The following is a 24,962-nucleotide window of genomic DNA, read 5'->3' as shown; positions in this document are numbered from 1 at the left end:
CGAACTACCAGGTCCCGCCGGCGCCGCCGGCCTTCGAGCTGTCCGAGTCCGGCGCAGCCAGCTCCCCGGCCGCCTTGCGCGGGCCGCCGAGCCACTGGTTCTCCGGCACGCGCGCGTCGATGCTCAGGTCCTCGCCACGGGCGAGCGCCGGTGCCACGAACAGCAGCGTGATGACCACGAAGGCGAGCAGCGGGATGCCACCGAGCAGCAGGAACGCGTTGAGCACGTCGATGTCGGGCTTCGGCTCCCAGCTGCCGGGGCGCGGCTCCGGGGTGTCGGCGGAGGCAATGCCTGCCGACATGACAACGAGGAGCGCGCTCACGCCGACGAGGGAGCACACGGCGAGGACACGTCGAAGAACAGTGCTGGTCACGGGAGGAGGATATCGGGAGTTCGACCTCCGTGGCGGGGTGGTGTCGACATGAGCCTCAGGAGGCTTTGGGAGACTGGCTCCATGTCGGCGTCCACGCTGTCCATTCTGTCCCTTTCCGCGGCCCCGGCCTCGGCTCTTTCGGCCCCGCTGGTGGCCAGTCCCTGCGCCGATGGTGAGCAGGTCTGCGAGCTGACCTTTGACTGGACGGGGAACAGCCGCCTCGCCGACTGGTCCGACATCCTGATCGGCAAGCCGCTCGCGATCCTGGGACTGATCCTGCTCGGCCTGGTCGCCCGCTGGCTGCTGCACCGGATGGTCGATCGCCTGGCTCGGCGTGCCGAGCGCGGCGTCCTGCCCGAGCGGGTCGAGGGGGCCGTCTACGCCCGGCGCAAGCAGCGCGCCGCCACCATGTCCGGCGTCCTGAAGAGCATCGTCACGTTCATCGTGGTAGCCATCGTGGGGACCATGGTGCTCAGCGAACTCGGGGTCGCCATCGCACCGATCATCGCGAGCGCCGGCATCCTCGGGATCGCGCTGGGCTTCGGCGCCCAGTCCCTGGTCCGCGACTTCCTGGCCGGCATCTTCATCTTCATCGAGGACCAGTACGGCGTCGGCGACGTGGTGGACGTCGGCGAGGCCAACGGAACGGTCGAGGCCGTCACCCTGCGGATGACGCGGCTGCGCGACATCAACGGCACCGTCTGGTACGTCCCGAACGGTGCGATCCAGCGCGTCGGCAACAAGAGCCAGAACTGGTCGCGTGCCGTCGTCGACGTCTCCGTCGGGTACGGCGAGGACCTGGCCAGCGTGCAGCGGGTGCTGCGCGACGTGGCCCACGACCTCTGGCAGGACGACGAGTTCAACCACGTGATCATCGAGGAGCCCGAGGTGACGGGCGTCGAGATGCTCGCCGCCGACTCGGTCACGATCCGCGTGATGGTGAAGACCGCACCGCTGGAGCAGTGGGCCGTGGCGCGGGAACTGCGCCAGCGGATCAAGGCCCGCTTCGACCACGAGGGCATCGAGATCCCGTTCGCGCAGCGCGTGGTCTGGCACCGGCAGGACCGTCGCGAGGGCGACGCAGTCCACACCGGTACGGCAGCCGCGGGCGACGAGGGATGATGGACAGCGTGATCGACGATGAGTGACGCCCCCACCTTCTACGACGAGATCGGTGGCTTCGAGACGATCCGCGGGATCGTGGCGAAGTTCTACGAAGGTGTCGCGCACGACGTCGTACTCCGGCCGATGTATCCGGAGGCCGATCTGGGCCCGGCCGAGGAGCGCTTCCTGCTGTTCCTGGTGCAGTACTGGGGCGGCCCGACGACGTACTCCGAGCAACGGGGCCACCCGAGGCTGCGGATGCGGCATGCCCCCTTCGCCGTGGACCTCGACGCGCGCGACCGTTGGCTCGGTCACTTCCGGGCCGCGCTCGACAACGCCGCGCTCACTCCGGAGCAGGACAAGCAGTTCTGGGACTACGTCACCCACGCGGCAAACTTCATGGTCAACACGACCGACTGAAAGATATTTCCGGCCGCGATGTAACAGCGGCTCCCACCCACGACAGGTACAGCACGAGGGACTTCCCCGGTTCCTTGTCCGTGACCCGCACCTGCGGACCACGGCGACAACACTCGAAAGAGAAAACATGACCCGGCCGGACTGGATCGAGACGCTGAGCGCAGACCTGCGCCCCGTCGATCCTGATCCGGTGCTGCTCGCGCAGATGGTCCAGTTGAGCGCAAGCTCGACGGTTCCTGCTGCGCGACCGGGTCGGTCGGCTGGCGCCCGATTCGCGATTGTGCTGGGGGGTGTGATCGCGATTGGTGCAACCTCGTGGGCAGCGGGTGCCCTGCCCGGAACGGAATCTCCGTTTCGCCCTGAGGAGCAAGTGACGCAACAGCCGACCGACCCAACACCTGGAGGCGTTCGAACCCCACTTTCGGACACCCCGACGTCACCTGCTGGCGGGCAGTCCTCGCCAGCAGGTGGCGCCCAGGTCGGGAGCCCACCGGCCGGGAGCCCACCGGCCGGTCGCCCGCCGACGGGCGTGCCGGCAGGCACCGGCGCACCCGGGGTCCCCGAAGGCGTGCCACCCGGCCCGCGCGTGGACGTGCCGACCCAGGTGCCCGAGTTGCCTGAGGTGCCCGTCCTGCCCAAGATCCCTGACGTCTCGGCGACATCTGTTCCGCCGGGACTCAGTCATGTTCCGACCCCGCCCATTTCCCGTGGTTCGACCCGCACCCCCCAGCCGCAGGAAGACCTGGTGAACCGGGGGCGGTGACGACAGACGACGAGGTCGTCGCCGCAGCCAAGCAGGGCGACTCTGATGCGTGGCGTGAGCTCTATCGAGCTCACGCCTCACGTCTGTTGCTCTGGCTCCGAACCCGCCGGTCCGGGGACGAGAGTCCCGAGGACATCGCCTCGAGCACCTGGTTGGTCGCCGCCGAGAAGATCGCCGGCTTCTCCGGCACCAGCGACGACTTCGCCGGATGGCTGTTCGGCATCGCCCGCAACCTGGCGGCGAATGCGCGACGACGCGCTGCCCGGCGTGAACAGATCACCTTCGGCGACGGATCCGCTGACAGCGAGCCCGGACCCGAGACCACCTCCAGCGACGCCGACTGGGCGCGCCGGCTCCTGTCCACCCTCCCGGAGCGAGAGCGCGACGTCGTGACCTGCCGCGAGGTACTCGACATGGACGTGGCCACGACCGCGACGGCGCTCGACATCAGCGCGGTCGCCGTACGAGTGGCCCACCATCGGGGACTCCGACGACTCCGCAATCGGGCGGTCGACCAAGAAACTGCTGAACCGGCGTAACACTTCGTCCACCTGCCTACATGTTCAGTGTGAAGGCAGCCCCCTTCCCGGGTGGGGGTTGACGGAGCAACGCCCCGGCAACACCACCACGATGAGAAGCAGGAAATGACGAGTCAGCACCGCCCCCACCAGTTCCGCGTCGCTGCGCCGACGCTGGAACCGGATGCGGTGTTCCTCGGCATGCTGGCCGACCTGAGCGCGAGCTCACGGGCGGCTGGCCCCCGAACGGCTCGGTCGGCTGGACTCCGGATGATCGTCGCGACAGCCTCGGTGGCTGTCATCGCGGCGGCCACCTGGGCAGGCGGCAGCGGCATGGAGACCCCACTTTCTCCCGCTGACGCCCCGTCCCAGCAGGAGCCCTCCGGCTCGCCGAGTCACGGAGACGTCGCTACCCCACAGCGCGACGTATCCATCTCGCCCGGAAGCCCCGTGTCCCCGGGGCTTCCGGGCACACCCTCTTCCGCGGCCATCCAGGCACGCATCGACGACCCCGCCCCGAACAGTGCCCGGCGTGCGGCGTCCCACGGCAAGGCGATCGCCAACGCCAAGAGCAAGGCCGGCAAGGCCAAGGGCAAGGCGAAGAACAAGGCCAACCGGACCACGCGTCCCGGCCAGGCCCACGGATCACGAAAGTAAAACGGACGACCCCATTACCCTCCGCAGCACTGCGGAAGGCGCGACAATGGTGAGGACGGTTCGGGAGATTCCCTCGGGCTGAGGAGCAGGCCGACAGGGGTGGGACACGTCCGTGCGCGCCGACGACGAAATCGTCGCCGCTGCCAAGAGCGGCGACTCGGCTGCGTGGCGCGATCTCTATCGCGCCCATGCGGGTCGACTGCTGCTCTGGCTCGAGGCGCGGACCGCCGCCAGTAGCGATGCGCCCGAGGACCTTGCGGCCGCCACCTGGCTGGTCGCCGCCGAACGGATTGCCGACTTCAACGGGAGCACGTCGGACTTCGGCGGATGGTTGTTCGGGATCGCCCGCAATCACTCCGCCAACGCCTGGCGTCGGACCGGTACGCGCACCCGCGGGCTCGGAGCGCTGGCCGCGTCCACCGACGAGGAGCACCCCGACCCCGAGAAGTCGCTGATCGCCGACGAATGGGTGCGGCACGCACTGGCTGGGCTCCCTCCGCGTGAACGGGACGTCGTTGCCTGCCTGGAAGTGCTCGACATGGACGTCGCCGAGACGGCGCAGGCGCTCGGGATGACGGCCGTCGCCGTGCGCGTGGCACGCCACCGTGGACTCAAACGACTGCGATCGAGCGTCGGCGAATAGAACACGTTCTATTCTTGGTGCATGACGCTCATCGTCTCCGACGCAAACCGGGTCCGCACCATCCTCCTCAACCGCCCCGAGGCCCTCAACGCCTTCAATGAGGAGTTGTACGACGCCACGGCGGACGCGTTGCTCGAAGCGGCCCAGGATCCGTCGGTCGCAGTGGTGCTGATCTCCGGCAACGGCCGGGCCTTCAGCGCCGGCACCGACCTGCTCGAGATGCACCGGATCGCGACCGACCCGGACTTCCCCCGCGGCAAGCACGGCTTCATCGGCCTGCTCGACGCCCTGGTCGACTTCCCCAAGCCGCTCGTCGTGGCCGTCAACGGACTGGGCCTCGGCATCGGCGCCACGATCCTCGGGTTCGCCGACCTGGCGTTCATGTCGACGCAGGCACGCCTGAAGTGCCCGTTCACGTCACTCGGCGTCGCGCCAGAGGCCGCGTCGTCGTACCTCTTCCCGGCGCTGGTGGGCCGCCAGAACGCCGCCTGGGCCCTGCTGTCGGCGGAGTGGATCGGGGCCGCGGAGGCGCAAGCGATGGGCCTGGTGCTGAGGGTCTGCGAACCCGACGACCTGCTGCCCGTCGCGCGTCAGCACGCCGAGGTGCTGGCCTCCCGGCCGATCTCGTCGCTGATCGCCGTGAAGCGGACCATGACCGAGCCGCACCGCGAAGCGATCCGCGCAGCCCGGGATCGCGAGAACGCAGCGTTCGCTGAACTGATGGGCGGCCCCGCCAACCTGGAAGCCCTGGCCGCCTTCGCCGAAGGGCGCCAGCCCGACTTCACCCAACTGCCAGCGGGGTGGTGAGGACGTCGCTCAGATGCCGCCGAGCGAGGTCATGATCGCCTCGCGGTAGCCATCGGGCGGCACGACCGACCGCTGCGTCGCCGGATCGAAGAACACCACGACGGAACGGGACTTCGCCAGCACACCGCGCGCACCGGCGTCCGAGTCGTCGACGATCTCCGCCTCGATGGTCATCGACTTCGTACCGACGGCAGTGACGGCCGACCAGCAGTCGTAGGGCTGGGCGCGCAGGGTGATCGGGGCGACGTACTCCAGGTCGGTCTGCGCGACCACCACGCTGATCCGCGGGAAGTCGGCGAGGGCCTCGCGGGACTTCTTGAACAGCACGATGCGTGCTTCCTGGAAGTACTCGATGTACTTCACGTTGTTCACGTGACGGTAGATGTCCAGGTCCGAGAAACGGACCTGGACCGGGAAGTGCAGGGCGCGCTCGCGCGGCACCGACACCTGGACGGGACGGGCGCGGTCGCCGCTCTCGGCGTACGGCAGCAGCGCAGCCTTCTCCTCCGGCAACATCCGGCGCGGGGCGCCGGTCGCCAGGACGAAGGGCGCGACCACCGTGCGGGCGCGCAGGTAGACGGTCCGCTCCCCCTCGGGGGTCTCGCGGAAGATCTCGTGATCGAGCGTGAAGCTGCCACCGTGAATGCCGGTCACCCAGGACTCGATGGAGACCGTCCCGCCCCCCAGCCGCATCGGCGCGAGGAACGACACCTCGTGCCGCACGACGATCAAGCCGTCGCTCTCGTGGCGTTCGACCCCAGCCGCGTGGAGGCACGCCCGCAGGAATGCCCCGCGGGCCTCCTGGAGGTAGTCCACGTACTTCACGTTGTTGATGTGCCCGAGGAGATCGAGGTCGGCCCAACGCAAGGGGCACTCATAGCGGTGACGCACCTGTGCATGGTTCCACGGCGGCCGGAGGACCGACCGCGAGGACCCCGTGCGGTGGGACGGGACGTGGCCTGCACCACTACTAGAACAAGTTCCATTCTGGGCGCACTACGCTGTGCTCGATCCGACTTCACCGTACCCAGGAGTGTTCATGCCCGAGGCCGTCATTGTTTCTGCTGCTCGTACCCCGATCGGACGGGCCAACAAGGGCTCGCTCAAGGACTTCCGGCCCGACGACCTGACCGCGCTGATCACCCAGGCGGCGCTCGACAAGATCCCGGCGCTGGACCCGAACACCATCGATGACCTCTACCTCGGCTGCGGTCTGCCCGGTGGCGAGGCCGGCAACAACATGGCCCGCATCGTCACCTCGCTGATGGGCTACGAGATCCCCGGCGCGACGATCACCCGCTACTGCTCCTCCTCGGTCCAGACCTCGCGGATGGCCTTCCACGCGATCAAGGCCGGCGAGGGCGACATCTTCATCTCCGCCGGCGTCGAGACCGTGTCGCGATTCCAGTTCGGTACGTCCGACCACATCCCGAACACGAAGAACCCGCTGTTCGCCGACGGCCAGGTGCGCACCGAGGAGTACGCCCAGGGCGGCAAGGACTGGCACGACCCGCGCGAGGACGGCCTGCTCCCCGACGTCTACATCGCCATGGGCCAGACCGCCGAGAACGTCGCACGCCTGCGCGGTCTCAAGCGCGAGGACCTCGACGCGTTCGGCGTCCGCTCGCAGAACCTCGCCGAGAAGGCGATCGCTGACGGCTTCTGGGCCCGCGAGATCACCCCGATCACCCTCGCCGACGGCACCGTGGTCTCCGCCGACGACGGCCCCCGCGCCGGCGTCACCTACGAGGCCCTGTCCGGCCTGCAGCCGGTGTTCCGCCCCGACGGCGTGGTCACCGCCGGCAACTGCTGCGCGCTCAACGACGGTGCGGCCGCGGTCGTCATCATGTCCGACACCAAGGCAGCCGAACTCGGCCTCACGCCGCTGGCACGCATCGTGTCGACCGGCGTCTCCGGCCTCTCCCCCGAGATCATGGGCCTGGGCCCGGTCGAGGCGACCCGCAACGCCCTCAAGTACGCCGGCATGACGATCGACGACATCGACCTCGCCGAGATCAACGAGGCCTTCGCCGCGCAGGTGCTTCCCTCGGCCGAGGACCTCGGTATCCCGATGGAGAAGCTGAACATCAACGGCGGTGCCATTGCCGTGGGCCACCCCTTCGGCATGACCGGTGCCCGCCTGCAGAACACCATGCTGAACTCGCTGGAGTGGCACGACAAGACCACGGGCCTGATCACCATGTGCGTCGGTGGCGGCCAGGGCATGGCGATGATCCTCGAGCGCATTTGAGCTGACTGCTTGTCGGTGCCGGGCCGTAGCCTCGATGTCATGGACGTCGAGGTGCGGCCCGCCACCGTTTTCGAGGACGTACGCACGCTGGTCGGTCCGAAGCGGCCCGATGCCAACGTCTGCTGGTGCCTGAGCTACCGGATCCCCTCGAAGCTCAACAACGACCTCAAGGGACCGGAGCGCGGCGAGTTCGTGGCCGGACTGCTGGCGGACGGCCCCCTCGGAGTCATGGCGTACGACGGCGACGAGCCCGTCGGCTGGGCGGCCGTGGCCCCGCGTGCCGACACGACCTTCGCCACCAACCGCAAGATCCCCCACGTCGACGACCTGCCGGTGTGGTCCCTCTGGTGCATCCGGGTCCGGCCCGGCCACCGCGGTCGCGGCATCTCCCACGCCCTCATCAAGGGCGCCATCGACTACGCCCGCAGAGGCGGGGCTCCGGCACTCGAGGCGTATCCGCTCGACAACGGCGCCGCGAAGGTCGACCTGACGATGGCGTACGCCGGCCTGCGTGCGAACTTCGAAGCAGCCGGATTCCGTCAGGTGGGCACCACGACATCCGTACTGAACGGGCATCCCCGAGTACTGATGCGCCACGACCTAAACTGACGCGCGTGACAGCGGACCACGACAGCATTGCGGGCTCCACCGCCGAGCCGCGCTGGCTCGATGACGAGCAGCAACAGGCCTGGCGTTCGTTCCTGCTCGGCACCACCCTGTTGCTCGACCGGCTCGACGAGGACCTGCGCCGCGACCACGGCCTGGCCGTCGTCGAGTACGAGATCCTCGTCCGCCTCTCCGAGGCCGGAGGCCAACTGCGGATGGCGAAGCTGGCCGCAGCGCTGGCGCACAGCCGGAGCCGCGTCACCCACACCGTGAAGCGGATGGAGGCCGCGGACCTCGTCGTCCGCGCCGAATCACCCGAGGACGGTCGCGGCGTCACCTGTCAGTTGACGAAGAACGGCGTCGCCATGCTGGAGACCGCCGCACCCAGCCACGTCGAGACCGTGCGCCAGTCGCTGGTCGACCTGGTGGAGCCGGCCGACCTGGTCGCCCTCGGCCGCGTCATGGACGCGGTCTGCGACCACCTCATCGCCGACCACCCGGAGCGCGAACTCCGCTGACGCCCACCCGGGCGGCCGACGGCGCCTTCGGCGCCGGACGAGGCACCCCTCCGGGCCCATCGGGGTGCCGCCGGCGCCGAACCCGCCGACGGACTCAGCGGTTGGCCGGCCTCGGGTCAGTCGCGGGTCAGGCGGCGGTGCGTGACGCGGTGCGGACGGGCCGCTTCCACGCCGAGGCGCTCGATCTTGTTGTCCTCGTAGGACTGGAAGTTGCCCTCGAACCAGAACCACTCGCCCTCGCTGTCCTCGGTGCCTTCCCAGGCAAGGATGTGCGTGGCGACGCGGTCGAGGAACCACCGGTCGTGCGAGGTGACGACCGCGCAGCCCGGGAAGTCGAGCAGGGCGTCTTCGAGGGCCGACAGGGTCTCGACGTCCAGGTCGTTGGTGGGCTCATCGAGAAGCAGCATGTTGCCGCCCTGCTTGAGGGTCAGCGCGAGGTTGAGGCGGTTGCGCTCACCACCGGAGAGCACCCCGGCCTTCTTCTGCTGGTCCGGACCCTTGAAGCCGAACGACGCGACGTAGGCGCGGCTGTTCATCTCGAAGTTGGCGACCTTGATGAAGTCCAGGCCGTCGGACACGACCTCCCAGACGTTCTTCTTCGGGTCGATGCCGCCACGGCTCTGGTCGACGTAGGAGATCTTCACGGTCTGGCCGACGGTGAGGACGCCCGAGTCGGGCTGCTCTCCCCCGGTGATCATCCGGAACAGCGTGGTCTTGCCGACGCCGTTCGGGCCGACCACGCCGACGATGCCGGCGCGCGGAAGAGTGAAGGAGATGTTGTCCCACAGGACGCGGTCCTCGAAGCCCTTGGTGAGCTTCTTGGCTTCGAGTACGACGTCGCCCAGGCGCGGGCCCGGCGGGATGTTGATGTCGGCCGCGTCGATCTTGCGGGCCTTGTCAGCCTCGTTGGCGAGTTCCTCGTAGCGCGCGAGACGCGACTTGGACTTCGTCTGGCGGGCCTTGGCGTTGGAGCGAACCCACTCGAGTTCCTTCTCCAGCATCTTGGCGCGCTTGGCGTCCTTGGCGCCCTCGACCTTGAGCCGGTCCTTCTTGGTCTCGAGGTACGTCGAGTAGTTGCCCTCGTAGCCGTGGATCTGGCCGCGGTCGACCTCGGCGATCCACTGCGCGACGTTGTCGAGGAAGTACCGGTCGTGGGTGACGGCGAGGACGGCGCCCGGGTAGGCCTTCAGGTGGCCCTCGAGCCACTGAACGGACTCGGCGTCGAGGTGGTTGGTGGGCTCGTCGAGGAGCAGCAGGTCGGGCTGCTGCAGGAGCAGCTTGCACAGGGCGACACGACGGCGCTCACCACCGGACAGGGTGTCGACGATCGAGTCGGACGGCGGGCAGCGCAGCGCGTCCATGGCCTGCTCGAGGCGGCTGTCGATGTCCCAGGCGTTGGCGTTGTCGAGTTCGGTCTGCAGGTCACCGGTCTCGAGCATCAGGGCGTCCTGATCGGCGTCGGGGTCACCCATCTCCATGTAGGCGTCCTCGAGGCGCTTCATCTTCGCCTTGATGTCGGCGACCGCCTCTTCGACGTTCTCCAGCACCGTCTTGCCCTCGGTCAACGGCGGCTCCTGCTGGAGCATGCCGACCGTGGCGTCGGGGTCGCGCACGATGTCGCCGTTGTTGGGGTGGTCGAGACCCGCCATCAACTTCAACAGCGACGACTTGCCCATGCCGTTCGGGCCGACGACACCGATCTTTGCGCCGTGCAGGAAGGACAACGTCACGTTGTCGAGGACGACCTTGTCGCCGTGGGCCTTCCGCACATTACGCAGTGCGAGCACATATTCCGCCATGCCTCAAGGCTACGCAGCGCCCGACCACCGGCCGAGGCCGGGGTCGGGCCCGATCAGGCCGCGACGTGGGGTGCTGCGGGTGCTCCCCACGGCTCGACCGACGCCGGAGCCGGCGCCGCGGCCGGTGCCTGGGCTGGCGCCTTGACGAACGACGCGATTCCGCGGCTCAGGTCATGGCCGATGGTGAAGGCCTCGATCTCCACGGCGACGGCTTCGAGACCGTTCTTGTTGACGTAGGTCCGGTGGTTGAGGCGACCGTGGATGACGACCGGGTCACCCTGCCTCAGCGACTTCGCACCGTGCGCGGCAAGGCGCCGCCACGCGCTCACGCCGTACCACTGGGTTTCGCTGTCGACCCAGGTGTCGGTGGCCTTGTTGAAGTGGCGCGGGGTGCAGCCCACCCGGAAGTTCAGCACCGGAACCCCGCCGACGTCGCGGACCACCGGGGCGTTCCCGATCCAGCCCTGGATCGTGACCATCGTTTCGTTCGCCATCTGACTGCCCTCTCACTCGGTGCCGGGCACCTGCGTGACCGGTCGAGGAGAGTTCACTGCGGATGGCCGACGCACCGCCGCAGGGGCGGGCGTCCCTGTGCACAACCGGCACCCTCCACCAGGGCTGGGGACGGCAAACGGCACGAGGCAGCACTCGTGGGACCAGAGCGGTCAGGCCTTGGCGGTGTCCACACCCCGGCGGAAGGCGGCGTACGACGCCAGTTCGGCGCTGACCGACTGGATGACCTCGGTGTCGACCACGGCGTGCACCACCGCACGCAGCCGGTCGTCGGCTGCCTCGGCGCGGGTCCGGGCCAGACCCTTGACCAGGATGCGTCCGACGATGGCCAGCAGGAGCCCGAGCACCAGCGCACCACCACCGACGAGGGGCGGCAGCGGCAGGCCGGCGACCTCGGGCAGGTCCTTGACCTTGCCCTGGACGGCGGCCACGCCCCACCAGGCCAGACCGGCGACGGCAGCGAGCAGCAACAGCCAGTGCAGGACACGGACGGCGCCGACCCAGAGCGGAAGGCGGCCACCGAGCGGAACCCTGCCCAGGTCGTGGTTCAGGCGGTCACCGAGCTCGGTCAGTCGACCGGTGCCGGCGCTGCGCACCTGACGCGACCAGGCCGGCCCGACGCCGTCGCTGAGCTCGTCGACCAGGCCACGAACGCCAGTGTCGACAGTTGCCCGGTCCAGCGGGGCGATCCGCGGGGCGCCATCGAGCGCCTCCACGTCGGGGTCACGACGGTTCAGCAGCGTGAGGGGCGGCCACATGACCGCGCGCTTCGCCGAGGAGCCCAGGGTGCGCTCGATGCTGTCGACGACGGAGGTGACGCCGGCGGCATCCGCCACGACCTCCTCCAGGTCGCGGACCCGGGTCACGGGCAGCGTGGCGGCGGGCGTCGTACCGCCTGCGGACTCGAGTCGGCCGGCAGCCGCGACGACGTCGGCCTCGACGCGCGCGGTCGTGCTGCGCTTGTCGGCCACGCGACGCTGGATCTCAGCGCGCAGTTCGTCCATACCGATACCGGCCCTGGCCGAGATCGCGAGCACCGGGACGTTCGGCAGGCCGTCGGCGATCAGCAGCCGGCGGACGTCGTCGATCATCGACTGGCGGCGGTCCTCGGGGACGGTGTCGATGTGGTTCAGCGCGACCAGGATGACGTCCTGGTGCGTGGCCATCGGCTTGAAGTAGCGATCGTGCACCGCAGCGTCGGCGTACTTCTGCGGGTCGAGGATCCAGACCATCAGATCCGCGACAGCGAGCAGGCGGTCGACCTCGAGGTGGTGGGAGACCTCGGTCGAGTCGTGGTCGGGAAGGTCGAGCAGGACGACGCCGTCGAGCGCGTGGTCATGCGTGGCGTCGAGCATCGAGTCACGCATCGTCTGGTGACGCGGCGGAATGCCGAGGTGGTCGAACAGTTCCTCGGCGCCCTCGCTCCCCCACACGACAGCGGTGGCCCAGGACGTGGTGGGACGACGGATGCCGACCGAGGACAGCTCCAGTCCCGTCAGCGCGTTGTACGTCGAGGACTTGCCGGAGCCCGTCGCACCCGCGATCGCCACGACCGTGTGGCGTGCGGACAGCTTCAACCGTCCGGTCGCCCTGTCCGCAGCGGCCGCGACGTCGTCGAGCACCGGGTCGGGCACGTGACCGCGCGCTGCCACGACGGCGTCGCCGAGTCCGGAGACCCGAGCGCCGATCGCGGTTCCACGGATGGCCAGGTCACCGAGCTGCGGCGTGGCCTCCTCGAGCGCATCCGTCACAGGTGATCACCGGTTCCCTTCTTGGCCGCGGCGAACCGCAGGTCGTCCACGCGTCGCGCCGCCTGGCGCAACTGGTGAGGTGCATCGGGCTTGAGCTCCCACTGCGCCGCGGGCGCAAGGTAACGGGCGCGCTCGCCGCTCATCAAGGTCGACATCCGGCGAGCGAGCGTGCCGCGCGCCTGGTTGATGATCCGCTCGGTCGCATCGCGACCGAGAACGGTCTCCAGCAGCGTCTGCCCGAGACGAACCGCTTCGGCGGACTGTCCGCGCGGAGCCGGGCCGGCGAGGGCAACGACACCGAGGGTGACGGCCAGGCCGTGCACGCCCAGCGCCAGGAACCGGGCGCTGTGCCGGGCGTCGCCGGCTTCGTGGCGCACGAACTCCTGGAGTTCCTCGTGCCAGCCGCGAACCTCCTGCTCGGTACGGGCGCGCAGCGCACGACCCGCACGGGTGAGGTCGTCGGTCGTCGAGGCGAGCAGGGCATCGCCGTACTCCTTCTCGCGCCAGCCGTCGGACGCGATGCCGGCAGCGCGCTCGGCGTGGTCGGCAACAGCGGCCTCGAGCGCCATCTCGATCGCGACGGCGACCCGCTCGGCCTGCTGCGGCTTGCCCTTGATCGCGTTGACGAGGCGCTCGCGCACGAAGCCGACCTTCGCTTCGAGGCTGCGGACCAGTTCGCCGCTTCCGACGAACTCCTGCCAGCGTGCCAGCAGGTCACCCCGCAGGAGGGTGCCGTCGGCAGTGGCCGTGGCGAGCTCGGTCTGGGCGTCGTCGTAGACCTTGTCGGCGATGACCAGCAGTTCGGCGATCGCGTCGACCTGGAGGGCAGCGGCGTCGGCGATCGGGAACGCCTTGCGCGTCACGGTGCGGACAGCGCCGGCCACGGTCTGGCTGACGAGCTCACGGCGCCCGGAGGCGTCGGCCGCGAGGGCCTCGAGCCAACCCCGGATCTCGGTCGCGTACGACGTCGGGAGCAGGCCTTCGGCGCTGACGGTGCCGTGGGCGACGGTGAACAACGGGCTGTCCTTGAGGCCGCGCGCAGCCATCATCCGGGCGAGGTGCACGGACACGGTGGCGACGTCGTCGGCAGGCGTGCGGCTGAGGACCAGCGCGACCGCGGTGTTGCGCTCGACGGCGACCTTGAGGTGGTCCCACGGGACCTGGTCGGAGTAGCGGGCGGCGGAGGTCACGAAGAGCCACAGGTCGGCGGCGGCCAGCAACTGCGTCGCGAGCTCGCGGTTGCGCTCGTCGACCGAGTCGACGTCGGGAGCATCGAGGATCGCCAACCCGCGCGGTACCTCGGTGCTGGCCACCAGCTGGATCGCGTTCTGGTCGTTGGTCGCGTCGTGGACGCGGGCCAGGTCGGGCAGCAGTCGATCGACGCCGAACCAGCGGACGTCGTCGGGGTGGTGCACCAGAACGGGCGAACGGGTCGTGGGGCGCAACAGACCGGGCGTGGTCACCTTGTGACCGACGATGGTGTTCACGAGGGTCGACTTGCCGGCGCCGGTGGAGCCACCGACGACGACGAGCAACGGTGCCTCGACCTCAGCAAGGCGCGGGATGACGTAGTCCTCGAGCTGGTCGATGACCTGCTCGCGCCCGACGCGCAGGGCGCTGACCCCGGGGAGGTCCAGGGGCAGCGGGGCTGCCTTCAGCGCGCCGTTCAGCCGCACCACCTCGGTGAGCATCCGGGAGCTGAGCCCGTCGTCGTGGAAGTCGGCACCGGTCAGGGCCTGGTGTCCGGGGGTCATCGCTGGGGTACCACCTGTCCGGGGAAAGCGATCCGTGGCCGAGCGGCCTGGATCCGACCGAGGAAGTCCTGTCCGCGCAACTGCCAGTCGGCAGGCGCGGTGCCTCGGAGAAGTCGGTGATGCAGGAAGCCCAGTTCGATCGCTGCCTGCTGGTAGTCGCGCATGGCGCGTTCTGCGTCGGGGCCGCTGTTGCGGCGGGCGTGCTGGCGGGCTTGCCGACGACCGCGGAGGTTCACGACCCAGCCGATGTCGGTGGCCGGCAGCAGGCCGCGGTTGGCGGCATCGGTGAGGGCCGCACGCAGGATGGTTGCTTCGGTCTCCCGCGCCCACCAGGCGAGCGCCACCAGGCCGATGAAGGCGGGCGCCATGATCACGAGGTAGACCACGAGGAAGCTGCCGACGCCGAAGACGGTCGAGCCGTTCCACAGCCCGTGGGCGAGTACGGCGAGCGCGTAGCCACCGAGCGGTGCGAGCCAGCGCACGGACTTGTTGCGCGAGGTCACCGCGAGGCCGATGCCGATGCCCGTGAAGGCGGTGAAGAGCGGGTGCGCGAACGGGCTGAAGATGCAGCGGACCAGGAAGGTGCCGGTGACCGCTTCCACGCCACCGGGGCCCATGCCGTCGGAGCCGTTGTAGGCCGCAGCGAGGTAGAGGATGTTCTCGGTGAACGCGAAGCCGATGCCCACCATGCCGGCGTAGACGATGCCGTCGAGGATGCCGTCGATCTCGGCCCGCCGCCACCACAGCAGCAGCACCAGGAACAGGCCCTTGCTCGCCTCTTCGACGACGGGCGCGGCGATCGCGAGCGCGAAGGTGTCGGTGAAACCGACGAGGAGGCCCCCGAGGCCCTGGACCACCACGGCGGCCATGGTCGCCACGAAGGCACCCCAGGCCAGGCCCGAGGCGAGCAATCGCTTGGGCTCCGGCTCGTAGCGGTCCAGCCAGAGGTACGCCGCCAGCACGGGTCCGACCGGGACCGCAGCGAGCCCGGTGGCGACCAGCGTGGTCCCCGGAGCACCGGACAGTGCCAGCACGAGCAGCGTCAGCAGCGCCCCGACAGCGACCGCCACGGTCACGACGACCGTGAAGGCAACACTGTTGCGGGGGGCTGTGGACATGGGCTGCAGCCTATCGGGAGGCGGACCTGCGGCCCTGATCGCGGCGTACAGTGGGAGGGGTGAGTGACAACACCCCCGAACTCAAGACTGAACAGCACGACCCCGCGGTCCCGGAGGCCTACCTCGCCTTCATGCGGACCGGTTGGGACGATCGCGGCGATGCCGTGGAGCGTCAGGCCGTCGCAGATCCGGCAGCCGCACGACGTACCCGGTTGGCCGAAACGTTCCCCGGCGAGCGGTTGGTCCTGCCCGGCGGCGGCTACAAGGTGCGTGCCTACGACACCGACTACCGTTTCCGCGCCGACACTGCCCACGCGTACTTCTCGGGCAACCAGACCTCCGACGCGACGCTCGTCATCGAGCCCGACGGATCGCCGGTGCTGTACGCCCGTCCGCGGTCCGGCAGAGAGAGTGACGAGTTCTTCAGGGACCGCCAGTACGGCGCCCTGTGGGCCGGCAAGCGTCCGTCGGCGGAGGAACTGGAGGCCGCCCTCGGGTTGCCGGTCCGGCACGTCAACGACCTGGCCACTGACCTCGCAGCCGGTGGCGCCAAGACCCGTGTGCACCGCAAGGTGTCGGCCGACGTCGACGCCCTCGTGGCAGGCGACGAAGGTCGCGACACCGAGCTGGCCCGCGTGGTCTCGGAGATGCGGCTGGTCAAGGACGACTGGGAGCTCGCCGAGCTCCAGGCGGCCGTCGACGCGACTGCGCTCGGCTTCGAGGACTGTGTCCGCGAATGGGACCAGGTCCTGGTGCACGGCGAGCGCTGGCTGGAGGGCACCTTCTTCCGCCGCGCACGCACCATGGGCAACGACCTCGGCTACGACTCGATCGTGGCCTGCGGACCGCACGCCACGACGCTTCACTGGATCGAGAACTCCGGTCCGATCGTCCCGGGCCAGTTGATCCTGCTCGACATGGGCGTCGAAGGTGCGAACCTCTACACCGCCGACGTGACCCGCACGATTCCCGTGTCCGGCACCTTCACCCCGCTGCAGCGCGAGCTCTACTCCTTGGTGCTCGAAGCGCACGAGGCCGCGCTCGCCGTCCTCAAGCCCGGGGCGAAGTTCCTCTCGGGCCACGACGCCGCGATGAACGTCCTGGCGCACGGGCTCGGCGACCTCGGCCTGCTCCCCGTGTCGGTGGAGGAAGCCCTGTCCCCCGACTCGAAGGTCTACTCGCGCTGGACGCTCCACGGCACCAGCCACATGCTCGGCATGGACGTCCACGACTGCGGGCACGCCGCGCCTGAGGCCTACCGCGACGCCGACCTGACGGAGGGCATGGTGCTCACGGTCGAGCCCGGCCTGTACTTCCAGTCCGACGACCTCCTCGTCCCCGAGGAACTGCGCGGCATCGGCATCCGGATCGAGGACGACGTCGTGGTGACGGCCGACGGCGTACGCAACCTGTCCTCGGCGCTGCCCCGGACTCCGGACGCCATCGAGGAATGGATGGGTTCGCTGCGCGGCTGAGCACGCCTCGGAACGGCCGCGAAAACCCGCTCTGACGGGGGTTCTTGACAGGCCGCTGGCGGAGGCGCAACCTGAGGAATTGGACGCAAAACGCGCCGGGGACCGAGACGCATTTCGCGCGCAAGTGATCTAGGAGCCTCCGGGGAACAAGCGTGTACAGGGCAACGAGTTGCTGCTTCTCGTGGTGCCCTGCCGCCTGCCATCCCTCGTCCGAGCGCGGACCCCCGGCCCGGCCATGTGACGACGAGACCTAGCCAGTCATTTCGCGGCCATCGCGACCCGAGTCGGGGATCCGCTTCGTCGAGTATCCCCGGGACCGATTCATCCGGTCGCGCCAGCGAGCCCTTTTGTCACCGAACTGCAACCCGACAACGGCTCGCGAAACGCACCACAGAGAACGCACTCCTTTGGAGAAAGCTCATGTACAAGAAGCTCATCGCACTCCTGGCCACACTGTTGGCCTGCTTCGTCGTGGCAGGAGGCGTGGTGCCCTCGCCGGCCTTCGCCGACAGCCCGCACTACGTCAAGGGCCCCACGGCAACCGTCGACGGCAACAGCCTGACCGTGTCGTGGAAAGCGGTCGGTCTGGGCAACACGGTGACCAGTGTCGACTTCAGCCTGACCGGAACCGTCACCACCACCTCGCAGTGCTTCACCAAGAGCGGCAACCCGGTCAACGGCGTCCCGAAGTCGGAGACGGTCAACGTCAACGCGACCGGCTCGTTCCCCGTCCGGAACGGTCAGACCACCGGTTCGCTCACGATCGCGCCGATCTCGACGCTCCAGTGCACCGGCAAGCAGCACGTCGTGATCCTGGCGGCCTCCTTCGACCTCACCCTCACCGGTGACGGCCTGCCCGCGGTCCACATCACGGGCTGACCAGCACCACACATCGCCTCGGGGCCGAACAGCGAGCACCGACATCAGGCGGCAGGACGCGTGGGAGTCCTGCCGCCTCTGCGCGCCAGAGGACCGAGGGACCGTCAGACCAGCGCGATGGTCTCCAGCTCACGGATGGCCGCACAGGCGCGTGCGGTCATCACCGCGAACATCCGATCGCCGCGTTCGGTGCGGGTTCCGTAGGCCTGGCCGAACACGCAGACCAGTGGTACCTGAAGCATCGCGAACCGGTAGTCGTCCCAGCACAGTTCCCGTGAGTACGACGTCACGCCCTGTCCCACGAGCGCTCGATGGTAGGCCGCGACCAGCGCCTCCTCCGCTCCACGTCGCGACTCCGGGTCGAGGCTGGTGGCGACGGCGTACGCCAGGTCGCGCGCAGGCAGGGCCAGGCTCAGTGTCTGCCAGTCGACGGCCACGACACCCGGTCCTCCGTCGGGCGGGAACAGCAGGTTGTCCAGGCGGTAGTCGCCGTGGACGGGACCGAAACGCTCGGCGCGCGCAAGGGCCCACCGCTCGATGACCTCTGGAACGGCACGGACCGTCGCGACGTCGTCGTCGGAGAGTTGGTCGGCAAGGTTGTCCACGAAGAGGTCGACCGCCGGGCCGAACAGCTCGGCCATCAGCGCTGCGTCCTCGGGGCCGTTGATGGACAGGCCCTCGATGTCCAGCAGCGTCGGATCACACCAGCGCGGCCCGTGGAGCCCCGCGAGGTTCACGACCGCGTCCTCGACCTGGGCGATGGTGCAGCCGCCGATCTGGTCGCCCTGGACGGCAGGCGCCAGGTCTTCGAGGAGCAGCACGAAGTCGCCGCCCTCCTCGGCTCCGTCGGCGTGGTGGACGGCGGGCACCCGCACCGCGAGGGTCGGTGCGATCTCGCGGTAGAACCGGAGCTCGGTGCGGTAAGGGTTGGCCAGCATCGCCCGCGCTGCGGGATCGACGGCGGGCAGCTTCGCCAGGACGCTCGCCGGCAGCGAGGGGTCACCGTGCAGCTCGAGACGATGGCAGGTGCCGATCTGACCGGTCCCGACCGGCGTGAGGGTCACCGAGTCGACCCGCGCACCGAGAGCGAGGCTCAGCCAGTCCGCAGTCAGGCCCTCTGCCTCCGCCACCAGCGGCACGCTGCCGCTCATCGCCCGGCCCCCGGCGTGCGCACCCAACCGGGATTGACGGGAAGCGCGTCGAGGGCGGGATCGCGCACGGCCGCCCAGGCCTTCATCACGGGCGCGAGCTCGGCGGGCGTTGCCCCGTGCAGGACCACCGAGTCGGCGCCGGCGTCGAGCTGGTCCTGGATCCGTCGCGCACAGTTCTCGGCAGAGCCGCTGGCAGCAGCCGCCAACCACTCGGCAGGAAGCACCTCGTCCCTCAGCCGGCCGAGCTCCTCGACCGTCCCGATCGCGTCGAACGCGCCCGGGTAGCCCTGCACCAAGGGGTGGTCCCGGAACCGCTGGAGGTCGTCGAGCGACCAACCGTTGGCCCGAACCAGGACCTCGCCGTACCCCTGCAGGTACGTGGCCAGCCGCCCGACGAGTTTGCGGAGGCGATCCTGCTCCGAGATCGACTCCTCCACGGTGGCCAGCACGGACCAGATCCGCACCGATGCCGGATCGCGACCAGCGTCTGCCGCCGCACCGCGGATCGTGGCGACCGCGCGCGCCAGCGTCTCGTCGGTGAAGAAGGTGTGCAGGACCACTCCGTCGGCGACCTGGCCGGCGAGCCGGAGCGACTTGTCGCCGATCGCCATCATCAGCACGGGGATGTCCTCGTTGAAGGAGGGGTCCTGCGACAAGTACGGGTAGTCGCCAGCGGGTCCCGTGTGACCGAAGGCCTCCCCGCGCCAGAGCCGGCGGTAGATCGAGATCGCGTCGGCCATCTGCGCACTGGTGACGCGCGGGAGTCCCATGACGTCGAAGAGCAGATCGAAACCGCGGCCGAGACCGAAGGCGTAGCGGCCGCCGCTCATCCGGTGGACCGATGTGGCGAGGGTCGCGGTGACCAGCGGGTGCCGGGTGTTGTGGTTCGTGGCCGCGGTCGCGATGCCGATTCGTTCGGTCGCCGCCGCGACGGCACCCGCGAGCACGCCCGCGTCCTTGACGTTGAACCGCTCGGACAGGAAGACCGACCCGATGCCGAGGTCTTCGGCGAGGCGCACCTCGTCGAGGAGGTCGCGGGGGGACTCGGTGTGGCCGGCCAGTCCGTAGCAGCCGATCTCGGACATCATCGGCGCAGCATGACACTCAACTGGACACCTGTCCAGCAGTGTGACCAGTATGAACATTTTCCGCACTGACTTCCAAGTAACCCGCTGCCGGGACCAGACTCGACCCGTGCCCAAGCGAACTGCCACCGCGTCCTCGTACTCCATCACCATGCGTCTGCACACCACAGTCGACCACGGCGTGGTCGGCGAGGTGGCCACGGCCATCGCCGATGCCGGTGGCGTCGTCACCGCCATCGACGTCGCAGAGTCCAGCAACCAGCGGCTCACGGTCGACGTGACCTGCTCGGCCGCCGACGCCGAACACGCGGGCGAACTGCAGGTCGCCGTGGCCGCGGTCGAAGGCGTCGACGTCCACAAGGTTTCCGACCGCACCTTCCTGATCCACCTCGGCGGCAAGATCGAGGTCGGCTCCAAGGTCCCGTTGAAGACGCGCGACGACCTCTCGCTCGCCTACACGCCCGGCGTCGGCCGGGTCTGCATGGCGATCGCCGAGAACCCGGCCGACCTGCGCCGCCTCACCATCAAGGGCAACACGGTCGCCGTGGTGACCGACGGCAGTGCCGTGCTGGGCCTGGGCAACATCGGTCCGGGCGCCGCGCTCCCCGTGATGGAGGGCAAGGCCGCCCTGTTCAAGCGGTTCGGCGGCATCGACGCGTGGCCGATCTGCCTGGACACCCAGGACACCGACGAGATCGTGCGCACCGTCGAACTGATCGCCCCCGGCTTCGGCGGCATCAACCTCGAGGACATCGCCGCACCCCGCTGCTTCGAGATCGAGGCCCGCCTGCGCGAGCGCCTCGACATCCCGGTCTTCCACGACGACCAGCACGGTACGGCGATCGTCGTGGTCGCCGCACTGACGAACGCCTTGCGCGTGGTCCGCAAGGAGATCGGCGTGGCCCGCATCGTCGTCTCCGGTGCCGGCGCTGCCGGTACGGCGATCGTGAAGCTCTTGCTCGCTGCCGGTGTGCAGGACGTCGTGGTCGTGGACCGCGCCGGCGCTCTGGTCACGGGCGACGAGGGCCTCTCCCCGGCGCACGTCGAGCTGGCTGCCCTGACCAACCGCGACAGCCGTCGCGGCGGACTGCAGGACGTGCTCGTCGGTGCCGACGTCTTCATCGGCGTGAGCGCCCCTGGCGTGCTGCAGGCGGAATGGATCGAGACCATGGCGACCGACCCCGTGGTCTTCGCCCTCGCAAACCCGGACCCGGAGGTGGACCCCGCCGTGGCCGCGAAGTACGCCGCCGTGGTGGCGTCGGGACGCTCCGACTTCCCCAACCAGATCAACAACGTGCTCGCCTTCCCCGGCGTCTTCCGGGGCCTGCTCGACGCCCGCGCCACCGAGGTCACCACCGACATGATGCTGCGCGCCGCAGACGCGATCGCGCACGTCGTACACGACGACGAGCTCAACGCGAGCTTCATCATGCCGTCGGTCTTCCACCCCGAGGTGCACACGGCCGTGGCGACGGCCATCGCGCTCAAGACGGAGTGAACCTCAGCGGGTGCTGACGACCGCGTGACCGGAACCGTGGCTCGGCGACTTGCTGTCGTCGTCCTCGAGCGAGGCGGCGGTCGAAACGACGAGGCCTCCCAGCAGGAAGCCGATCACGCCGGCGGCAAGGGTGTTGACGTTCATCAGTGGTGCTCCATTCCGGAGTGCTGGTCGTGCTCTGAATGTTCTGCGTGATCGTGGTGGGCGTGGTGCAGGGCGTGGCCCTTGCCGCGATCGATGAGGTAGCGGTTGACCGGGAACGCGGCCACGAACGCCGCCGACAGGGCGAGAATCATGGCGAGCCAGAAGACGGGGTCGACCAGGCCGGAGTCCATGGCCCCGGGGATCGCTGCCATCACGGCGTTGTCGACGACCTCCATCACGATGATCGAGATGGTGTCGGCCGCGAGCACCAGGCGGAGGGCCTGGCCGAACCGCATGCCGGCACCCATCAGGGGCAGCGACGACAGCAGGTAGCCGAAGACGAACGCGAGGCTGACGGCCAGCACGATCGTCTGACCGGTCGTGAGCCCGATCGCGGTGCCGATCATCAGGCCGAGGATCTCGCCGATGGCGCAACCGGTGAGGCAGTGGAGCGTTGCGTTGGCGGCCAGGACGTTGCGGGGTTTCATGGGCGTTCCTCTCCGTGTGAGTACCCAGTGAACCATACCCCTAGGGGGTATATTCCGCAGGAGGGAAATTCACCACGCCGAAGGGCACCGATATCCTCGAAGCACTGCCTCCGTAGCTCAACTGGATAGAGCAGGGAGCTTCTACCTCTCAGGCTGCGGGTTCGACTCCTGCCGGGGGCACCCATCACCGAGTTGGGCGGGGGAGAGTGACCCATGGGTCACTCTCCCCCGCCCAACTCTCCGCGCGGCGCGCCTCCCCCGGCGCGGCCCGCGGTCGTCGTACAAAAGAGCAGTAGCCCCGCGGGAGTATGAGTTCCGCGGGGCTGAATGCTTGCTGGACTCGCGGCTAGTCGACCTTGGCGTACGCCTCGATCTCACCCAACAGGCTGACCTTCACGTCGTCCGGGGCGAACGAAGCGCTGACGGCCGCACGGGACAGGTCGGCCACGCCGCTCGCGTCCAGGCCGAGCAGGTCGGCAGCGATCTCGTACTCCCGGTTGAGGGAAGTGCCGAACATCGGCGGGTCATCGGAGTTGATGGTGACCAGCACACCGGCATCGACGAAGACCGGCAGCGGGTGCTCGGCGAGGGTGGCGACGGCGCGGGTCGCGACATTGGAGGACGGGCAGACCTCAAGCGGGATCCGGTGCTCGGCGAGGTACGCCAGCAGTTCGGGATCACCTGCCGCCGACGTACCGTGTCCGATCCGCTCGGCCCCCAGTTCACGGATCGAGGTCCAGATCGTCTCGGGACCGGTGGTCTCGCCGGCATGCGGGACGGAGTGGAGTCCGGCGGACCGGGCCGCCGCGAAGTGGGGCGCGAACTGTTCGCGCGGCACCCCGATCTCCGGACCACCCAGACCGAAGCCGATCAAGCCCTCGGGCCGGTGATCGAGCGCGAACCCGAGCGTCGCGTCGGCCGCAGGCAGGCCGGACTCCCCCGGGATGTCGTAGATCCAGCGCAGCACGAGCCCGAAGTCACGCTCCGCCGCAATCCGCGCGTCCTCGATCGCCTCGGTGTAGGCCTCGATGGCCATGCCCTTGCCCGGAACGTCTGGCAGGACCGACGTGTACGGCGTGCAGGTCAGCTCGGCATACCGGACCGACTGGCCCTCGGCGAGCTCGCGACCGATCTCGTAGGTGAGGTAGCGGACGTCCTCGGGCGTCTTCACCAGGTCGACCACCGCCAGGTACACCTCGATGAAGTGGGCGAAGTCGCGGAAGGCGAAGAACTCCTTCAGCAACACCGGATCCGAGGGCACCGTGCCCGGGTGGCGCTCAGCCAGTTCGGACACGATCCGCTCGGAGGCCGACCCGACGTGGTGGACATGGAGTTCGGCCTTGGGCAGGCCGGCGATGAATCCGGCGAGGGCGCTGTCGGACATGGCTCAGTCCAGCGCCGCGATCAGGTTGTCCGCAAGGTCCTGGACCGTGCGGCCGTCGTCGAACACCTCTCCGTCGAGGAGGATCGTGGGCGTGCCCTGGACATTGGCCTTGCGGGCTTCGTCCGTCGCCTTGGTGACCCAGTCGGCGTGCGACAGGTTCTCCACGCCGTCACGGACGTCGGACTCCGTGGCACCGGCCTCGACCGCGAGGGCGATGATGTCGTCGTTCGGCGCCTCGGCGTCCGCGTTGGCCTCCGAGGGCTGGTTCTCGAAGAGCAGGTCGTGGAACTTCTTGGCCACGTCGGGGCCTGACTTCTCCAGCACGATGGCGAACGCGTTCGTGGCCCGGATCGAGTAGGTGCGCCCCTCGGCGCCGAGCAGGTTGAACGGGCGGTACTCGACGAGGACCTTGCCCTCAGCGGCGAGGTCTTCCAGATCGCCGCGGGTCTCGGACTCCAGTGCTCCGCAGTAGGGGCAGAGGAAGTCCTCGTAGATGACGACCGTGTGCGGCGCACCCTCCTCGCCGATGCTGACGCCGTAGTCGCTCGAGCCGGCCGGCGTGGCCTTGACGTCCTTCTTATTCAGCAGGCTGATCCCGATGGCACCGCCGACGATCAGCACCATGGCGGCGACGACGGCGCCGATCGTGAGGAGGCGGCGCTGGTTCTCACGCTTGGCCTGCTCGGCGCGCAGCTCGGCAGCCTTGGCTCGGGCCGTGGCCTTCGAGTTCTCGTTGGACATCAGTTCTCAGCTCCTTCAGGGACGTCGGCAACCGGGGCCGAGCGCCTTTCGAACAATAGGGAATCCAGCGCCAGTCGGGTTCGTCGTACCGACGCGATGAAGAGTGAAGCGGCCAGCAGGGCGCCGTCGCGGGCGATCTCCCACGGGTAGTCCGAGGTGGCGCCCGCCTTCGAACCACCGCCGCCGAAGCACCCGCAGTCGATCTCGATCCCCCGCGCCCACACGGACGCGATGCCGATGATGAACGCGACGAACAGCAGCGCCGAGAGGACCGCGGCGCCGCGGGTCAGCAGGCCGGCCACCAGCGCGAGGCCGATGACCACCTCCACCGCGGGCAGCGCGATGCCGACGACCTCGGCGACCGAGGACGGAAGCAGCTGGTAGGCACGCACCGCCGCGATGCTCGCGTCCGGCTCGGTGATCTTCAGACCACCCGCCACGATCCACACGCCGCCCGTCACCAACCGGGCGAGCAGCCCCGCCCAGGGCAGCGTCATGGGCACGGTTCGGTTCACGGCCCCG

26 protein-coding genes and 1 tRNA gene are annotated in these 24,962 nt (G+C 69.2%); 13 read left to right on the top strand and 14 right to left on the bottom strand.

The genetic code is table 11. The annotated features are described in order from the left end of the window. Positions 1 to 4: 4 nt before the first annotated feature. Positions 5 to 373 (bottom strand): hypothetical protein, encoded by a 369-nt coding sequence (locus tag HRC28_RS09915; RefSeq protein ID WP_182379928.1) that lies wholly within the window; start codon positions 371 to 373, stop codon positions 5 to 7. Positions 374 to 454: 81 nt separating this feature from the next. Between HRC28_RS09915 and HRC28_RS09910 the strand changes: the two genes are divergently transcribed. The 6 genes from HRC28_RS09910 to HRC28_RS09885 all read left to right on the top strand — a co-directional run bounded on the left by HRC28_RS09910 (position 455) and on the right by HRC28_RS09885 (position 5,285). Next, complete coding sequence (locus HRC28_RS09910; RefSeq protein ID WP_182379927.1) at positions 455 to 1,495, top strand: mechanosensitive ion channel family protein; 1,041 nt, start codon at positions 455 to 457, stop codon at positions 1,493 to 1,495. A gap of 18 nt (positions 1,496 to 1,513) precedes the next feature. Further along, positions 1,514 to 1,897 carry a globin gene (locus tag HRC28_RS09905; protein ID WP_182379926.1) on the top strand — a complete coding sequence of 128 codons (384 nt, stop codon included), beginning with the start codon at positions 1,514 to 1,516 and terminating at the stop codon, positions 1,895 to 1,897. A gap of 759 nt (positions 1,898 to 2,656) precedes the next feature. Then, positions 2,657 to 3,199 (top strand): sigma-70 family RNA polymerase sigma factor, encoded by a 543-nt coding sequence (locus HRC28_RS09900; protein ID WP_182379925.1) that lies wholly within the window; start codon positions 2,657 to 2,659, stop codon positions 3,197 to 3,199. A gap of 105 nt (positions 3,200 to 3,304) precedes the next feature. Beyond that, on the top strand, positions 3,305 to 3,835 hold the full coding sequence (locus tag HRC28_RS09895) for a hypothetical protein (RefSeq protein ID WP_182379924.1): 531 nt from the start codon (positions 3,305 to 3,307) through the stop codon (positions 3,833 to 3,835). Between the two features lie 112 nt (positions 3,836 to 3,947). Further along, entirely contained in the window at positions 3,948 to 4,478 is a 531-nt protein-coding gene (locus HRC28_RS09890) for a sigma-70 family RNA polymerase sigma factor (RefSeq protein ID WP_182379923.1), read from the top strand. 21 nt (positions 4,479 to 4,499) lie between these two features. Further along, complete coding sequence (locus HRC28_RS09885) at positions 4,500 to 5,285, top strand: enoyl-CoA hydratase-related protein (RefSeq protein ID WP_182379922.1); 786 nt, start codon at positions 4,500 to 4,502, stop codon at positions 5,283 to 5,285. 9 nt (positions 5,286 to 5,294) lie between these two features. Here HRC28_RS09885 and HRC28_RS09880 read toward each other — a convergent pair whose 3' ends face one another. Continuing rightward, positions 5,295 to 6,176 carry a thioesterase family protein gene (locus tag HRC28_RS09880; RefSeq protein ID WP_182379921.1) on the bottom strand — a complete coding sequence of 294 codons (882 nt, stop codon included), beginning with the start codon at positions 6,174 to 6,176 and terminating at the stop codon, positions 5,295 to 5,297. A gap of 148 nt (positions 6,177 to 6,324) precedes the next feature. Between HRC28_RS09880 and HRC28_RS09875 the strand changes: the two genes are divergently transcribed. The 3 genes from HRC28_RS09875 to HRC28_RS09865 are packed head-to-tail and all read left to right on the top strand — an operon-like array spanning position 6,325 to position 8,660. Further along, complete coding sequence (locus HRC28_RS09875) at positions 6,325 to 7,536, top strand: acetyl-CoA C-acetyltransferase (protein ID WP_182379920.1); 1,212 nt, start codon at positions 6,325 to 6,327, stop codon at positions 7,534 to 7,536. Positions 7,537 to 7,575: 39 nt separating this feature from the next. Beyond that, positions 7,576 to 8,145: a GNAT family N-acetyltransferase gene (locus HRC28_RS09870; RefSeq protein ID WP_182379919.1), complete on the top strand. Its 570-nt coding sequence runs from the start codon at positions 7,576 to 7,578 to the stop codon at positions 8,143 to 8,145. A 5-nt stretch (positions 8,146 to 8,150) separates the two neighbouring features. After that, entirely contained in the window at positions 8,151 to 8,660 is a 510-nt protein-coding gene (locus HRC28_RS09865; RefSeq protein ID WP_237111777.1) for a MarR family transcriptional regulator, read from the top strand. 116 nt (positions 8,661 to 8,776) lie between these two features. On the opposite strand, the gene ettA is transcribed toward HRC28_RS09865, so the two are convergent. From ettA to HRC28_RS09840, 5 genes are all read right to left on the bottom strand, one after another. Next, positions 8,777 to 10,459, bottom strand: coding sequence for an energy-dependent translational throttle protein EttA (gene ettA / locus HRC28_RS09860; RefSeq protein WP_182379918.1), 1,683 nt, complete (start codon positions 10,457 to 10,459; stop codon positions 8,777 to 8,779). A gap of 53 nt (positions 10,460 to 10,512) precedes the next feature. Then, complete coding sequence (locus tag HRC28_RS09855; RefSeq protein WP_182379917.1) at positions 10,513 to 10,953, bottom strand: single-stranded DNA-binding protein; 441 nt, start codon at positions 10,951 to 10,953, stop codon at positions 10,513 to 10,515. A 171-nt stretch (positions 10,954 to 11,124) separates the two neighbouring features. Then, positions 11,125 to 12,723, bottom strand: a complete 1,599-nt coding sequence (locus tag HRC28_RS09850) for a GTPase (protein WP_237111776.1) — start codon at positions 12,721 to 12,723, stop codon at positions 11,125 to 11,127. Then, positions 12,720 to 14,477 (bottom strand): dynamin family protein, encoded by a 1,758-nt coding sequence (locus HRC28_RS09845; RefSeq protein WP_237111775.1) that lies wholly within the window; start codon positions 14,475 to 14,477, stop codon positions 12,720 to 12,722. Before HRC28_RS09845 ends, HRC28_RS09850 begins: the two co-directional genes overlap by 4 nt. Continuing rightward, the gene (locus tag HRC28_RS09840) at positions 14,474 to 15,595 is read right to left on the bottom strand and encodes a PrsW family intramembrane metalloprotease (RefSeq protein WP_182379916.1); all 1,122 of its coding nucleotides are present in this window, start codon (positions 15,593 to 15,595) and stop codon (positions 14,474 to 14,476) included. The genes HRC28_RS09845 and HRC28_RS09840 overlap by 4 nt, the downstream gene beginning before the upstream one ends. A gap of 59 nt (positions 15,596 to 15,654) precedes the next feature. On the opposite strand from HRC28_RS09840, the gene HRC28_RS09835 reads away from it, so the two are divergent. Together HRC28_RS09835 and HRC28_RS09830 are read left to right on the top strand one after the other, a co-directional pair. Then, positions 15,655 to 17,070, top strand: coding sequence for an aminopeptidase P family protein (locus tag HRC28_RS09835; RefSeq protein WP_237111774.1), 1,416 nt, complete (start codon positions 15,655 to 15,657; stop codon positions 17,068 to 17,070). A gap of 420 nt (positions 17,071 to 17,490) precedes the next feature. Then, positions 17,491 to 17,949, top strand: coding sequence for a hypothetical protein (locus HRC28_RS09830; protein WP_182379915.1), 459 nt, complete (start codon positions 17,491 to 17,493; stop codon positions 17,947 to 17,949). 104 nt (positions 17,950 to 18,053) lie between these two features. Here the strand turns inward: HRC28_RS09830 and HRC28_RS09825 are convergent, their stop codons facing one another. Both HRC28_RS09825 and HRC28_RS09820 read right to left on the bottom strand, forming a co-directional pair. Then, complete coding sequence (locus HRC28_RS09825; RefSeq protein WP_182379914.1) at positions 18,054 to 19,100, bottom strand: phosphotransferase; 1,047 nt, start codon at positions 19,098 to 19,100, stop codon at positions 18,054 to 18,056. Beyond that, complete coding sequence (locus HRC28_RS09820) at positions 19,097 to 20,188, bottom strand: TIGR03857 family LLM class F420-dependent oxidoreductase (RefSeq protein WP_182379913.1); 1,092 nt, start codon at positions 20,186 to 20,188, stop codon at positions 19,097 to 19,099. The genes HRC28_RS09825 and HRC28_RS09820 overlap by 4 nt, the downstream gene beginning before the upstream one ends. Before the next feature lie 148 nt (positions 20,189 to 20,336). Here HRC28_RS09820 and HRC28_RS09815 point away from each other — a divergent pair, with 148 nt between their 5' ends. Continuing rightward, a complete protein-coding gene (locus tag HRC28_RS09815; RefSeq protein ID WP_202033402.1) occupies positions 20,337 to 21,683 on the top strand; it encodes an NAD-dependent malic enzyme in 1,347 nt (448 codons plus the stop codon). 3 nt (positions 21,684 to 21,686) lie between these two features. On the opposite strand, the gene HRC28_RS09810 is transcribed toward HRC28_RS09815, so the two are convergent. Further along, positions 21,687 to 21,827 (bottom strand): hypothetical protein, encoded by a 141-nt coding sequence (locus tag HRC28_RS09810; RefSeq protein WP_182379911.1) that lies wholly within the window; start codon positions 21,825 to 21,827, stop codon positions 21,687 to 21,689. Continuing rightward, positions 21,827 to 22,315, bottom strand: a complete 489-nt coding sequence (locus HRC28_RS09805) for a DUF4396 domain-containing protein (RefSeq protein WP_182379910.1) — start codon at positions 22,313 to 22,315, stop codon at positions 21,827 to 21,829. Before HRC28_RS09805 ends, HRC28_RS09810 begins: the two co-directional genes overlap by 1 nt. 106 nt (positions 22,316 to 22,421) lie before the next feature. Between HRC28_RS09805 and HRC28_RS09800 the strand changes: the two genes are divergently transcribed. After that, a tRNA-Arg gene (locus tag HRC28_RS09800) sits at positions 22,422 to 22,495 on the top strand. Between the two features lie 166 nt (positions 22,496 to 22,661). Here HRC28_RS09800 and HRC28_RS09795 read toward each other — a convergent pair. Genes HRC28_RS09795 through HRC28_RS09785 form a run of 3 tightly spaced genes read right to left on the bottom strand, consistent with a single transcriptional unit; the run spans position 22,662 to position 24,955 of the window. Continuing rightward, positions 22,662 to 23,699, bottom strand: a complete 1,038-nt coding sequence (locus HRC28_RS09795) for an adenosine deaminase (protein ID WP_182379909.1) — start codon at positions 23,697 to 23,699, stop codon at positions 22,662 to 22,664. 3 nt (positions 23,700 to 23,702) lie between these two features. Next, complete coding sequence (locus HRC28_RS09790) at positions 23,703 to 24,440, bottom strand: thioredoxin domain-containing protein (RefSeq protein ID WP_182379908.1); 738 nt, start codon at positions 24,438 to 24,440, stop codon at positions 23,703 to 23,705. Next, on the bottom strand, positions 24,440 to 24,955 hold the full coding sequence (locus HRC28_RS09785; protein ID WP_237111773.1) for a MauE/DoxX family redox-associated membrane protein: 516 nt from the start codon (positions 24,953 to 24,955) through the stop codon (positions 24,440 to 24,442). Before HRC28_RS09785 ends, HRC28_RS09790 begins: the two co-directional genes overlap by 1 nt. Positions 24,956 to 24,962: the final 7 nt, after the last annotated feature.

This window comes from Nocardioides sp. WS12 (assembly GCF_014108865.1).
Lineage (GTDB): Bacteria > Actinomycetota > Actinomycetes > Propionibacteriales > Nocardioidaceae > Nocardioides.
This window is presented reverse-complemented; position numbering and strand designations above follow the sequence as displayed.

Coding starts and splice junctions, on each gene's coding strand:
- HRC28_RS09910 (WP_182379927.1), top strand. CDS start 455: ATGTCGGCGTCCACGCTGTCCATTCTGTCCCTTTCCGCGGCCCCGGCC.
- HRC28_RS09905 (WP_182379926.1), top strand. CDS start 1,514: ATGAGTGACGCCCCCACCTTCTACGACGAGATCGGTGGCTTCGAGACG.
- HRC28_RS09895 (WP_182379924.1), top strand. CDS start 3,305: ATGACGAGTCAGCACCGCCCCCACCAGTTCCGCGTCGCTGCGCCGACG.
- HRC28_RS09885 (WP_182379922.1), top strand. CDS start 4,500: ATGACGCTCATCGTCTCCGACGCAAACCGGGTCCGCACCATCCTCCTC.
- HRC28_RS09875 (WP_182379920.1), top strand. CDS start 6,325: ATGCCCGAGGCCGTCATTGTTTCTGCTGCTCGTACCCCGATCGGACGG.
- HRC28_RS09870 (WP_182379919.1), top strand. CDS start 7,576: ATGGACGTCGAGGTGCGGCCCGCCACCGTTTTCGAGGACGTACGCACG.
- ettA (WP_182379918.1), bottom strand. CDS start 10,459: ATGGCGGAATATGTGCTCGCACTGCGTAATGTGCGGAAGGCCCACGGC.
- HRC28_RS09855 (WP_182379917.1), bottom strand. CDS start 10,953: ATGGCGAACGAAACGATGGTCACGATCCAGGGCTGGATCGGGAACGCC.
- HRC28_RS09845 (WP_237111775.1), bottom strand. CDS start 14,477: ATGACCCCCGGACACCAGGCCCTGACCGGTGCCGACTTCCACGACGAC.
- HRC28_RS09840 (WP_182379916.1), bottom strand. CDS start 15,595: ATGTCCACAGCCCCCCGCAACAGTGTTGCCTTCACGGTCGTCGTGACC.
- HRC28_RS09830 (WP_182379915.1), top strand. CDS start 17,491: ATGTACAAGAAGCTCATCGCACTCCTGGCCACACTGTTGGCCTGCTTC.
- HRC28_RS09825 (WP_182379914.1), bottom strand. CDS start 19,100: ATGAGCGGCAGCGTGCCGCTGGTGGCGGAGGCAGAGGGCCTGACTGCG.
- HRC28_RS09820 (WP_182379913.1), bottom strand. CDS start 20,188: ATGATGTCCGAGATCGGCTGCTACGGACTGGCCGGCCACACCGAGTCC.
- HRC28_RS09815 (WP_202033402.1), top strand. CDS start 20,337: ATGCGTCTGCACACCACAGTCGACCACGGCGTGGTCGGCGAGGTGGCC.
- HRC28_RS09810 (WP_182379911.1), bottom strand. CDS start 21,827: ATGAACGTCAACACCCTTGCCGCCGGCGTGATCGGCTTCCTGCTGGGA.
- HRC28_RS09805 (WP_182379910.1), bottom strand. CDS start 22,315: ATGAAACCCCGCAACGTCCTGGCCGCCAACGCAACGCTCCACTGCCTC.
- HRC28_RS09795 (WP_182379909.1), bottom strand. CDS start 23,699: ATGTCCGACAGCGCCCTCGCCGGATTCATCGCCGGCCTGCCCAAGGCC.
- HRC28_RS09790 (WP_182379908.1), bottom strand. CDS start 24,440: ATGTCCAACGAGAACTCGAAGGCCACGGCCCGAGCCAAGGCTGCCGAG.